Source organism: Paenibacillus sp. JT22N7 (assembly GCF_059383875.1).
Window position 1 is genome coordinate 51,619 of sequence record NZ_JBXENY010000003.1, and the last position, 12,488, is coordinate 64,106.

The window sequence follows — 12,488 nt, forward strand, 5'->3', positions numbered from 1 at the left end:
GGCTTATTATTGTCACATTTTCCGCGCTTCAATAGCTCGATCGGGCTATTACCATTCATAGCTTCTTAAGGTACGATGAGGCAGGTAATCTTGTATCATTTGAAAATATGGAGGTAAGCTTACATTGCCTATGCGAAAAATCATTCCCTTATTTCTTCTCATTAGCTTGCTGCTGCTCGCGGCAGCCTGTTCGAACGGGTCAAGCACGAACGGAGAACAAGCCAAGCCGCCCGAGAAGGAGCTGACCTTCCTTTTTAACTTTGCGAGCCAAACGATAGACCCCCATCTGGATTATACCCCGCTCCGAGCAGGTGTCGTGGAAACGCTGGTCAAGCTGGGCGAAGACCTTCAAATCCAGCCTTGGCTGGCGGAGGAGTGGAGCACCTCGGATGGGCAGCGTTGGACGTTTAAAATCCGGGAGCAGGTTACGTTCCAAAATGGCAAGGCGCTCGATGCGGATGCCGTCAAGCTATCACTAGAACGGGCGATGGAGCAAAATCCGGGCGTGAAGCAGGTTTTGAAAATCAAGCAAATGGAGGCGAGCGGACAAAGCCTGCAAATTACGACGGAGCAGCCGTTTCCCCAGTTTCCGTCAGAGCTAGTACATCCGAATACAGCGATTATTGACGTATCTGCACCGGAGCCGGATAAAAAGCCAATTGGAACCGGTCCGTTTCAAGTCGCCGCGTTCACTTCGGGCAGCTCGCTAAAGCTGGATCGCTACGAGGAATATTGGGACGGTGCAGCAAAGCTCAGCCATGCGACCTTCAGCTTTAATGAAGATGCCAATGCCCGCTTGTCAGCGCTTATGGCTGGGGATGTAGATATTGTGTACCGGCCGCCAGTAGAAAGCATCGAAACGATGAAAAGCGACGCCAGCCTGCATTTGGATTCAGTCGTCAGTTTGCGGACGCATGAGCTTATTTTCAATACGAACCATGCGGATTTTCAAAACAGCTACGTTCGCAAAGCTTTCGATGCGCTCGTCAATCGCGATGAACTCAAGGACGACATTATGGGCGGCCAAGCGACGGTCGCCAGCGGTCCTTTTTTGCCACAATTTCCGTTCGTGCCCGCCTATGACCCGAAGGAAAGCGGAGTGGACGCTGCTCGCAAATGGTTTAAGCAAGCAGGCTATGAGGTCGAGCAGGGCAAGGTGACCAAGCGGGGCCAGCCGCTTTCCCTAAAGCTGGTAACGTACGCTTCCCGTGCGGAATTTCCTTTGTTGGCCCAAGTGCTGCAATCGCAAGCGAGAGAGCTTGGCATTACCATTACGATCGCACAAGTCGATAAATATGAGGATTATTTGCTCGAGAAGGACGATTGGGATTTGGGCACCTACAGTCCGTTAATTGCGCCGCGCGGGGATGCGAGTTATTTTCTAAATGTAGCCTTTAAGCCGGAGGGCTCGCTGAATTTCGGTAAAATCAACGACCAAGATCTGAGCGCTTGGATTGAGGAACTGGATCAAACGGTGGGCGTGAATGAGCGCAATGCTTTAATCAAACAGGCGCTTACCCGTATTGATGAAGAAACGTACTATTCCTACCTTGTACATCCGAATACGCTCGTTGTGTACCGGGATAAGGTGAAAAACTGGGTAACGAGTAAAAGCGAATATTATATGCTGACGAACCAATTGGATGTGGAAGGGAAATGAGCATCGTTTGGAAAAGGGGTGTAGAGCTTGTCCTGTTTATTTTGCTGCTCTCCTTCGTCAGCTTCTTGTTCGTCAAGCTTGCTCCGGGAGATGCCGTTAAGCAAATGCTTCGCTCAGATGACGTTGCCATCACAAGCTCAGAAATCAAGCAACAGAGGGAAGAGCTGGGACTAAACGAGCCAGTATTGGTTCAGTATGGCAACTGGCTTGCCGGGCTGGCACAACTCGATTTGGGAAAGTCGTACATGACGAATCGGCCCGTAAGCGAGGAACTGCTTCGTAAAATGCCAGTAACGCTGCTGCTTGCCGGGAGCTCGCTGCTCATTTTATTGCTCATTGCGGTGCCGCTGGGCGCTTTGTCGGCCCTTTATCCCAACCGATTCATTGACCGCGCAAGCCGTCTCCTTGCTGTAATGGGTACTTCTATCCCTAGCTTTTGGCTAGGGCTTCTTTTAATAGAAGGGCTATCCGTAAGGTCGGGCTTATTGCCGTCAATGGGAACGGGGACGCCCTGGCATCTTGTGCTGCCTTCGCTGACGCTCGGTCTGACGATGTCAGCCGTTTATGTCCGCTTGATTCGTTCCAGTCTTATGGACAGCTTAACGCAGGATTTTATAAGGGGAGCACGGTCGCGCGGCATTGGCAGCAGAAAAATTTTGCTCCGCCATGCTTTTCGCCATGCGCTTACGCCTGTTGTGACGATGTTCGGTGTCAGCATAGGCAGCTTGCTTGGCGGCACGGTTGTCATTGAGGTGCTGTTTGCTTATCCGGGCATGGGCAAATTCATTGTGGATGCCATTCAGAGCAGAGATTATCCGGTCATTCAAGGTTATATGGTCGTGATGGGAATTGCCGTAACGCTTATTCATTTGCTGGTAGATTTGGCGAATCATGCTCTAAACCCGGAAATGCGTTTGAAAGGGGAGAGCCGATGAAAAAGGTAAGCCTTGCAGGATATATGGCCCTGCTGTTTTTTGCTGTGCTTGTTTTCTCGGTGTTCCTCGTTCCGCATGATCCGTATGCAGTGAATCTTCATGACCGCTTGCTGCCGCCGAGCGCACAGTATTGGCTCGGAACAGATGGACTGGGCAGAGATCTGTTTTCGCGCCTGCTCATTGGAGGGCGGAATACGATAGGCGCGAGTCTGATCGTGCTTGTGGCAGCGCTGAGTATCGGTATTCCTGTTGGTCTGCTGTCGGGATATGCGGGCGGCTTCGTGGATCGCCTATTTATGCGGGTGTCGGATTCCTTCCTCGCCTTCCCGGATTTCATGATTGCCATTGTGTTAAGCGGCCTGCTAGGGCCGGATATATTCAATCTAATCATTGCCATTGCGGCGGTCAAATGGATCGCTTACTCGCGCATCGTGCGCAATAGTGTTAGGTCTGAAAAACATAAGGATTATATAGCGATTGCCCGCTTGAACGGACTAAGCCCGCTCCATATCGTGATCAAGCATTTGCTGCCGCAAACGTTCAGTAACGTCATCGTCATTGCTTCGCTGGATGTGGGCAAAGTCATTTTGATGATTGCGTCTTTTTCCTACATTGGACTTGGCGTTCAGCCGCCATCACCAGAATGGGGAGCGATGCTGAATGAAGGCCGCGCCTATTTTCACCAGGCCCCTTATTTAATGCTAGCACCGGGACTTGCCATTATGCTCGTTGTCCTACTGTCCAATGCGTGGGGTGACCGGATACGCGATCGGCTGGATGTGAAACGTAGCAGAGAGTAAAGGAGAACAAGCAATGAGCATATTGAAAATAACAGGACTTAGCTTAAACGCAGGGCAGCAGCAGCTTGTTCATGACCTTCATCTATCTATTGAAAAGCAGCAATGGCTTGCTTTAATTGGTGAAAGCGGCAGCGGAAAAACGCTGACCGGCCTCGCGATTGGCGGCTTGCTGCCTCATGCTGTGCGCATGACGAAAGGGCAGATTTTGTTCGAGGGGCAATCTCTTTCAGAGCTTCCAGCCCAACAACTAAGCGGCTTGCGGGGCAAGGAGATTGCTTATATTTTTCAAGACTATGCGGGCATGTTCAGTCCCTTTATTCGACTCGGGAAGCAGCTGGATGAGACGCTGCAAGCGCATAGCCGCTTAGGCCGCAAGGAGCGGAAAGTGCAAATATTGTCCAGCTTAGGCGAGGTGCGTCTGCCGGCAGAGCGCGTATATAACAGCTATCCCTTTGAGCTGAGTGGCGGACAATTGCAGCGGGTCTCCATCGCAGCAGCGCTGCTGCTTAAGCCAAAGCTGCTTATTGCCGATGAACCAACGACTGCGCTGGATTATGCAACGGGAGAGGAAATACTCCGTTTGCTCATGGAGATGAAGGAGCGAATCGGCTGCACTATTCTGTTTATTACACATGACTTAAAGCATGTCAGGCGTTATGCGGATGAAGTGGCTGTTATGCGCGAGGGCTGTATGCTGGAATCGGGTAATGTGCGGGCAGTGCTGGAAGCGCCAACCCATCCCTATACGAAGCAGCTTCTTGCGGCTGAGCCCAGCTCATGGTCATCACCAACCGTAAAGTCTGAACGAGAACTGATGCTACAGTTACAGCCAGTAGACGCCCAGCAAACGATGCGGGAGCAGGGGGGGAGTCTAGAGGCCAGCAGAGCGAATAGCTTGCTCGTCGCCCAAAATCTAGTCAAAACATACCCGAAAGGCAAAGGCATGAAGGTGCTGGATCAAGTATCTTTTACGCTGAAAGCAGGGGAATGTTTAGGGCTGGTCGGTGAGAGCGGCAGTGGTAAAAGCACATTGGCTAGATGCTTGATGCTTATGGAGCCGCTTGACCAAGGCCTGCTCCTATTCCAGCAAATGCCGCTGCATAACCGGAAAGCTGCTGCGAGGTCGTTCATAAGCGGACGTATTCAAGCGGTATTTCAAAATCCGGCAGCCAGTTTAAATCCGAGGCAGATGATTGTGGATTCGTTAATGGAGCCGCTCGATATATTCAAGGACAAAGCACCTGCATTTTTAGGTGATAGCCGATATAAACGGGATGAAGCGGCTGCTCTGTTGCTTGATAGGGTTGGACTTCCAGCTAGCGTCATGCGGCAATATCCCCATGAGCTGAGCGGAGGCCAGAAGCAGCGGGTATGCATAGCCAGGGCGATCAGCATTGCGCCTGACTTTATTATTTTGGATGAGCCGACCGCCAGCCTGGATATGATTATCCAAGCCCAGATTTTAAAGCTACTGCAGAGGTTGCAGCAGCAGCTTGGTTTTGCCTGCTTGTTTATTTCGCATGATTTGGCAGCCGTACAGCTTATGTGCAGCCGTATTATGGTGCTGGAGCATGGGAAAATCACAATCGAAGATGAACGATTTCCTGCTTCATTAATTCGATAAAGCGTTGTGCTGCTTTGGTCAAATAACGGTCTTTTAGCCAGATGAGCCCAGTGGCAAAATGCAGTTCACTGTCTGAAATGGCAAACGATTGAATGTCATAGCCTTGATGCAGCTCAAGAACGGACTGCGGCACAATGGTTGCTCCATCCCCGTAGGCTACCCACTTCAACAATAGGGAAATATCGGAGCATTCTCCGATCACATTGGCTTGCAAGCCGCGTTCGGTAAATTGCTGAATAATGCTTTTATATAGTCCAAGCCCTTCCGCACTAGGTAAAATAAGTGGATAACGCTGAATATCATGGTAGGAGCATTTGTCTGCGGGATGCAGGACATTGCTCGCGGTCAGGAAATAAAAGGGCTCCGAAGGAAGCTCCAGCACTTCGAATTCAACTAGCTCCAGCGGAAGCCGCACGATTCCAAGCTCAATGGAACGTTCCTTGAGCAGCCGGACAATTTGGGCCGATTCATTTTGCTGGATTTTATAAGTGATGAGCGGATAGGCTTCCTTAAACATGTGCAGCAGCTGTGGTAAAACGACGGATGACAGCGTATTAATTCCCAGCATTAATTTGCCCCGCGTACCGCTGCCAATTTCCTTCACCTCCAGCTTGGTCTCTTCGAGCGTTTTTGTTAAAAATAAGGCACGCTTATATAACGCCTCTCCAGCGTCAGTAAGCTCCAGCCATTTCCCGCTTCTTACAAAAAGCTGCACCCCGAGCTCTTCCTCCAGCCCTTTCAGCTGCTGCCCGAGCGGGGGCTGTGTCATATGCAGCCTTTCAGCGGCCGCTGTAATTTGCTTCTCTTCTGCGATCGCGATGAAATAACGAAGCTGGCGAATATCCATTCGGTTAATCCTTCCCGTTCCAAACGAAAAAAGTATGGAAAACGAATTTTTTAAATATTTTTAGTATAGTGAATGCTATGTTACCATAGTTTTAAGCGGATAGGAAAGCGGGGCTGACATGGTGAATACATCTTATTGGTTAACCAATGCAAGGCTGGAGCAAGGGTATGAGTTTGAGGCTGGCCAGATAGCAGGCACTAAGACACGCAGCTGCCATTTGCGGATAGAAAACGGAACCATTGCTGAAATTTTGGAGAATGGGGTGGAGCTAATCAGCCCTCTACCGAAATATGATGCAAAAGGTTTATTGCTGCTGCCCTCGTTTGAAGAAGGACATATTCATCTAGACAAAACCTATTTTGGCGGCCCGTGGAAAGCGGTCAAGCCTGTAGCGAGTATTTTCGAACGGATAGAGGAAGAAAAGGTTTTATTACCCAAGCTGCTGCCGACGGCTAAGCTGCAAGCGGAGCGTATTTTGTCATTGATTCAACGATTTGGCGCCACGCATGTGCGCAGCCATTGCAATATTGAACCCGTCAGTGGACTCAAGCGATTAGAAGCTACGAAGCAAGCTTTGGAGACGTTTTCTGGTAAAATTTCGGCCGAAATTGTAGCTTTTCCCCAGCATGGCCTGCTTCGCTCTGATTCGGTTGCGCTCGTGAAACAATCGCTGGCTGAAGGCGCTACCCATGTAGGTGGGGTAGATCCGTATACAGTAGATGGCGATATCGAAAAATCGCTGCAAACGATCATTGAATTGGCTGTTTATCATGGTGCGGGCATCGATATTCATTTGCATGATGGACACGAAGCTGGTCGGCAAACTTTGAACCGCCTAGCGGAGCTGGCTGAAGAAGCGGATCTGCACGGAAAAGTAACCGTAAGTCATGCCTTTTGGTTTGCAGGCGCTGAGCCGCAGGAGACAAAAGAAATGGCTGGGCGGATGGCTCAGCTTGGCATGTCCATCGCTTCCACGGTACCGATTGGGAAAATGAATATGCCGCTGCCGATGCTGGGCCGCCAAGGCGTAAAGGTGAAGCTGGTAACCGATAGCCTCACAGATCACTGGTCGCCATTTGGGAGCGGGGATTTGCTGGATAAGGCAGGACGATTCGCAGAATTGTATGGTTGCCAAGAGGAAGCCTCCTTGTCCCAGACTCTTGCCTTAATTACAGGCGGAATTACACCGCTCAATGCTCAAGGCGAGCAGGTTTGGCCTAAGGTTGGCGATGCCGCCAGTTTTGTATTGCTTCACGCAAGCTGCTCGGCGGAGGCTATTGCCCGAAAAGCGCAGCGGCAGGCCGTGTGGTATAAAGGAAATTTGGTGAGCGGAGCTATATTATAATTCTCGCAAAACGAACTAAATAAACTTAACAAGCTAGGAAAAATGCCCGAAGGCTTCTTTATAGGAGCGCATCGGGCATTTTTGGATTACCGATTATGAAACAAAAGGGAGTTAGCAACGCTTAATAATAAAGGCAAGTCGTTACATAAAATTAATCCAGCTCGGCGCGAGTAAATAGATCGCTGATTAAATCATGATCCTCGCAAGCTGCTTTGAAGGCCAATGCAAAACTCACCATGGCTTCCCGATTGCTGGCGTACACGCAGAACATATCTGCCTCTGAGTCGAAGTGGATATGCTCGGCAAGCTCAGGCATTTTTTCCTCCAAAAATACAGCGGCGAGCGAGCTCCAGTCATAGCCGCTGCCTTCAAAACCTTCATCCACCCTCGTATCAAACAGTTCCTGTTTGTAGGTACCGGCATTTAGAATAACAGACCATGATTTATTATCGTGGTCAATAAAGATAAAAGGCTGCAATTGTGCTGTAATCCCGTCAGACTCTGTATGAAGCACTGCTTTATTGTTAGGAACTGCATAGTCGTTTAACTGCTCAAGCACCTGCTCGATAGCTTCATCCGTCATGGCGAGTGTACGATCCATTACGATGATTTTTCCCAGCTTGATGCGATCATCGAGCCAGTCCGTAATAAAGGCTGGCGCATAGCCGCCTGTGCTAAACTCGCCTTCGCCGAATGCGATCAACTTATCATAGTCGTCAATATATTTTTTCCGTGCAGGATTCGGATAAGTTTTCGTATAGAGCCAAAATTGCAAATCATACATCAAGGTAGACAGCTCGTCAGCCTGAAAGACGAAATACCCTTTCTCCTCGGTAATCTGGGTGCAAATCGACCGGATTTTTCCTTCCAGATTATCCGTTTCCGTCACAGCAGCACAAAGCTCAGTCAATAAAGGGGAAAATGCGCCTTCAGCCACCTTCACCAGATCCGCTTCCTTCTCCTCAGCAGATCTATCGAACACGTCATCGTGAACGAGCCCTATAATAAATTGCTCAAAGCTGCATGCCAAATAAGTAATGTTATATTCGTCCTCTTGATCAACGTGAACGACGGCAGGTTCGCCTTCTGGCCCGCAGAAGCGGTAATCCAGCATAATGACGTCATGGCCTGCGGATGGACAGTCGCAAATGACGATCCCAAGGTCTGGATAGCCCCATTCTTCGATCATGAACCGGCTCCCTAAATCTCCGCCAAGCGTGTAGGATTTATTGCGTCCAATGCCCATAATGCCCGTAATCGCGACATGATCCTCTGACCAGGAGGTCGGCTCCTCCGATCGGAAACGGCAATTGACGGGAACCCCGCCGTTTTGGCTGTTCATGAGAGCAATGTAGGAGGCTGGCAGTTTGTAGCCAAGCTCCTGCTCAATGGATGAGATCAGCTCAGTGGTTGGAGGGGGCAGCACATAAGACTTGCGGGCGTAATCGCTGTCCTCCCAAAAGCTTTGTAAATCGAACGAGGCAAAGGGCGCGTCATTCCCGGTGCCGCGATTTTGCCCGACCGCTGTGCTTTCCTCTACATAGCGCTTATGCTGGAGCACCATTTTTTCAGCGAGCGGCTTGGTCCACTCCAAAAACTCCAAGGTTGGTTCCGATTGGGGGTCCAAGCGGCTGGACAGGTCAAAAGCTTGTAAGGCATCCACATAACGCGCTAGAAAATAATAAGCATAGCCTTGGCGAAAATGCCATAAAGGGTCGTTTTTGCCTGGCTCGGCGATTAAGGAAAGCTGCTGTAGTGCCTCACGGTAACGATCTGTATTGTTAAGGGCGCGGGCAAGCTGGATGATGACCTCATAATCTCTGTCGGTTTCAGGGATTTGCTGCAATCGATCAACGATGCTCTCGAATGCTTCTTCGTCATGCCAAAGGTTGATTTGTGCCAGAAGCTGCTGGTCCATAAGTATGCTTCACTCCTCATTATGAAATGCTCATATCTTTTATGATATATTGTTAATTATATCCTGAGACGAAGGCGGCTGGCTAATTCATAAGCGGCTAAGCGGGAATGCAGGATGTAGTTTCAAGATGTAGTATAATGAAGAAGCATGCAAATTGATGAAAAAGTAGGCGATCGAATATGAGCGAGAAGCAAGCCAATATATATATCGGATGGAACTTTGACAACAGCTATGCAAGGTTGCCAGACGGATTGTTTACAGCAACAAACCCAACCCCAGTGCGCTCACCGGAGCTGATTGTATGCAATGAAGCGTTAGCTGCATCACTAGGGTTAAATGCTGAGGGGCTGCAAAATGATGAAGGTGTCGCCATGCTTGCAGGCAACCAAATTCCCGAAGGTGCTTTGCCGCTTGCTGAGGCTTATGCAGGGCATCAATTTGGACATTTTAACCGCTTGGGTGACGGACGGGCTTTGCTGCTGGGCGAACAAATATCACCATCAGGCGAGCGAGTCGACATTCAGTTAAAAGGCGCAGGCCGCACGCCCTATTCTCGCGGTGGAGATGGCCGTGCGGGGGTTGGGCCGATGCTGCGTGAATACATCATTAGCGAAGCCATGCATGGGCTGGGTATTCCCACTACCCGCAGCTTGGCGGTCGTGAAAACGGGCGAGCCTGTTTACCGAGAGGATACGCAGCAGGGTGCTATTTTAACCCGCGTAGCGGCGAGCCATATCCGTGTCGGAACGTTTCAATTTGCTGCGCAATGGGGAACAGCAGAGGAGCTGCGAGCACTGGCGGATTACACCGTGCAAAGACATTTTCCGCATATTGCTGGGGATGACAATTGCTATCTCTCCTTGCTGCAGGAAGTAATTAAGCGTCAGGCATCGCTGATTGCCAAATGGCAGCTCGTCGGTTTTATTCATGGCGTCATGAATACGGACAACATGGCGCTTAGTGGCGAAACGATTGATTATGGCCCATGTGCTTTTATGGATGCTTTTAATCTGGCGACAGTGTTCAGCTCCATCGATAGTCAGGGGCGTTATGCCTATGGAAATCAGCCTTACATCGCGGTCTGGAATTTGGCAAGATTAGCTGAATCGCTATTGTCGCTGCTGCATGATGATGAGGTGCAGGCGCTAAAGCTTGCCGAGCAAGCTTTAGCTGATTTTACAGACCAATACCATCGTCATTGGCTTGCAGGCATGCGTGGAAAGCTGGGTATTTTCAATGAGGAGGAGCAGGACGACGAGCTGATGAAAGACCTGCTCACTTTGATGGAGAAGCATGGCGCGGATTATACGAATACATTTGTGGCGTTAACGTTTAACAAGCCGGATGACTCGGCTCTGTTTAGCAGCACCGAATATACAGAGTGGCATGAGCGCTGGCAGAATAGGCTGGGCAGGCAGGAGCAGTCCGTAGAGGAAGCGGATCAGCTCATGCGCAGCAGCAATCCTGCCGTAATTCCCCGCAATCATCGGGTAGAAGAGGCGCTGGAAGCAGCGGTAAAAGGCGATTACAGTGTAATGGAGCGGCTGCTTGAGGTGCTAGCTGATCCGTATGCACATTCTCCAAAGCAGGCTGAATATGCGACATTGCCTGAGCCTTCAGGCCGTGCTTACCGCACTTATTGCGGAACGTAAATACACGAATATGGACATCGCTTCCATAATCCTGCATAATACACTCAGGGAACGACAGCAGGAAAAAACAAGCTTGTGAATCATTGTCGAAATTCATCTGATAGGCGAGAGGTGGAAACGTTTTGTCGAAAACAGAAGAAATTACTGCTTTTATAGAAGCGCTGGATGTGCCTTGGCAGGTGGAAATATCCAATCAGCTGCGCAGCCTCGTACACGGGGTCATTCCTGACGTTCAGGAGCGGCTGCAATATAAGAAACCTCACTTTTTGAAAAATGGCAAGTATGCGGCGGTCATTTCGCCTTCCAAAAAAGCGGTTTCCTTCACGATTTTCAACACGGCGAGTCTGGATTTGCCAGCGGAGCTGTTTGAAGGGCCTGAGGAACGAAAAACGATAAAAATTCAGGAAAAGGATACCCCTGATTATTCGCAATTAACGAAATATTTGGAGCAGGCGTCGAAAGAGCTTTAAGCCTCTTCCTTTTGCCCGAAACCTATAAAGCTGTCCAAGCACAAGAATGGAACTGAGGGGCTATTGCAGCTCACAGCACAACTTTCTGATTGGTGCGGGGACAGCTTTTTTTATAAAAACAATTCTATTTCAGCGCGAAGCTTGAGAGTAAAGGAGAGGTCGATGAATAGGGAAGACGCTTTACTCTTATTAAAATGCCATGCCTTTGCGTTTGACGATATCGAGCAGGAGAAAATGACGAAAGGGTTTCTCGGCATGCTCCGCCCCTTTAGCGGTCAGCTCGTAGAGGATAATTTTCATGAGGTAATGACAATCCTTGATGTGCTGTCGCCCGAATTAGCGAGTAAATCGGTCAGCAGTGAAATCATGGCCTGTTTATGGAGCATTTGCCATTTGGGCAGAGCCTGGGCGGTAGAGCCGGATGGCATGCTGCGGAGTAACGGCATCATTACGGCAGAGCAAACGAAGGAGATGGAGGAATGGCTGAGCATCATCTCTTATGCGGTAATGATCCTGCTGGAGGACGGCGGAACAGAGGAAGCCTTTTGGGGATATGAAGAATATAAGAGAGAAAGGGGAATGAATGATGGAATGGACGCTTGAAGATGTAGAGCAGACAAGCAAGCTGTATCCAGACAGCTTCTTTATCCCGCCTGCGAAGGAGCGACGGTCGCAAGAAGTAGGTAGGCGGGTCCGATTGCATTTTACACTGGCAAACCCGGGTGAAAATGAGCCGAGAGCCGAACGGATGTGGGTGGAGGTTACAGGCTTTAACCAAGCGACTGAGCAATACACCGGGGTGCTGACGAACCAGCCAGTCTATTTGAAAACCTTGAAGCTAGGAGACAGCCTAATGTTCGAGCCGCAGCATATTGCCAGAACGATCCTGCGGGAAGGCGATGAAAGATGGCTTGCGGATGGCGAAAAAATGGCGCTCGTTTCTAGGAGATGCTTGGAGCAGGGCGATGCCGTGTGCTGGATGTACCGTGAAGCTGGCGACAATGAGCAGGACAGCGGCTGGCGTTTGTTCGCAGGCGATGAGGAAGACAGCTATATTAACGCCGATAATATTTTCAGGGTGCAGGTTTATGAAATGGTAGACCGGGATGCTAGTTTATTAGTGCCTTTTAAGGGGGAGCTTGGCTCGGCGTTTGAAAGGCAGGGGCAGGATGCTGCATGGGAAGAGGTAGTGGAGGAAGAGTAGAATGGCCCACTTCCCTTGCAAACGACAATATAT

General features: G+C 49.9%; 11 protein-coding genes. 9 read left to right on the plus strand and 2 right to left on the minus strand.

Annotated elements, in window-relative coordinates; translation table 11 throughout:
* Positions 1-130: 130 nt before the first annotated feature.
* From nikA to nikE, 4 genes are read left to right on the plus strand one after another with little or no spacing between them, the layout of a single operon-like run.
* Positions 131-1,660 (plus strand): nickel ABC transporter substrate-binding protein, encoded by a 1,530-nt coding sequence (gene nikA, locus AC50Y5_RS08555; protein ID WP_494860676.1) that lies wholly within the window; start codon positions 131-133, stop codon positions 1,658-1,660.
* Complete coding sequence (nikB, locus tag AC50Y5_RS08560; RefSeq protein ID WP_494859828.1) at positions 1,657-2,595, plus strand: nickel ABC transporter permease; 939 nt, start codon at positions 1,657-1,659, stop codon at positions 2,593-2,595. Before nikA ends, nikB begins: the two co-directional genes overlap by 4 nt.
* Positions 2,592-3,395, plus strand: a complete 804-nt coding sequence (nikC, locus tag AC50Y5_RS08565; protein WP_494859830.1) for a nickel transporter permease — start codon at positions 2,592-2,594, stop codon at positions 3,393-3,395. The genes nikB and nikC overlap by 4 nt, the downstream gene beginning before the upstream one ends.
* Positions 3,396-3,408: 13 nt before the next feature.
* Complete coding sequence (gene nikE / locus AC50Y5_RS08570) at positions 3,409-5,019, plus strand: nickel ABC transporter ATP-binding protein NikE (protein ID WP_494859831.1); 1,611 nt, start codon at positions 3,409-3,411, stop codon at positions 5,017-5,019.
* Here the strand turns inward: nikE and AC50Y5_RS08575 are convergent.
* Entirely contained in the window at positions 4,976-5,866 is an 891-nt protein-coding gene (locus AC50Y5_RS08575; protein ID WP_494859833.1) for a LysR family transcriptional regulator, read from the minus strand. The genes nikE and AC50Y5_RS08575 overlap by 44 nt on opposite strands.
* 118 nt (positions 5,867-5,984) lie before the next feature.
* Between AC50Y5_RS08575 and AC50Y5_RS08580 the strand changes: the two genes are divergently transcribed.
* Positions 5,985-7,211, plus strand: a complete 1,227-nt coding sequence (locus tag AC50Y5_RS08580) for an amidohydrolase (RefSeq protein ID WP_494859834.1) — start codon at positions 5,985-5,987, stop codon at positions 7,209-7,211.
* Positions 7,212-7,362: 151 nt separating this feature from the next.
* Here AC50Y5_RS08580 and AC50Y5_RS08585 read toward each other — a convergent pair whose 3' ends face one another.
* The gene (locus AC50Y5_RS08585) at positions 7,363-9,129 is read right to left on the minus strand and encodes an Imm51 family immunity protein (protein WP_056028135.1); all 1,767 of its coding nucleotides are present in this window, start codon (positions 9,127-9,129) and stop codon (positions 7,363-7,365) included.
* A 179-nt stretch (positions 9,130-9,308) separates the two neighbouring features.
* On the opposite strand from AC50Y5_RS08585, the gene AC50Y5_RS08590 reads away from it, so the two are divergent.
* From AC50Y5_RS08590 to AC50Y5_RS08605, 4 genes are all read left to right on the plus strand, one after another.
* Positions 9,309-10,781, plus strand: a complete 1,473-nt coding sequence (locus AC50Y5_RS08590; RefSeq protein ID WP_494859837.1) for a protein adenylyltransferase SelO — start codon at positions 9,309-9,311, stop codon at positions 10,779-10,781.
* A gap of 122 nt (positions 10,782-10,903) precedes the next feature.
* Positions 10,904-11,251 carry a DUF1801 domain-containing protein gene (locus AC50Y5_RS08595; RefSeq protein WP_056028129.1) on the plus strand — a complete coding sequence of 116 codons (348 nt, stop codon included), beginning with the start codon at positions 10,904-10,906 and terminating at the stop codon, positions 11,249-11,251.
* Between the two features lie 162 nt (positions 11,252-11,413).
* Positions 11,414-11,854 (plus strand): hypothetical protein, encoded by a 441-nt coding sequence (locus AC50Y5_RS08600; RefSeq protein WP_056028126.1) that lies wholly within the window; start codon positions 11,414-11,416, stop codon positions 11,852-11,854.
* Positions 11,835-12,455, plus strand: coding sequence for an immunity protein Imm33 domain-containing protein (locus tag AC50Y5_RS08605; RefSeq protein WP_056028123.1), 621 nt, complete (start codon positions 11,835-11,837; stop codon positions 12,453-12,455). Before AC50Y5_RS08600 ends, AC50Y5_RS08605 begins: the two co-directional genes overlap by 20 nt.
* The last annotated feature ends 33 nt before the right edge of the window (positions 12,456-12,488 follow it).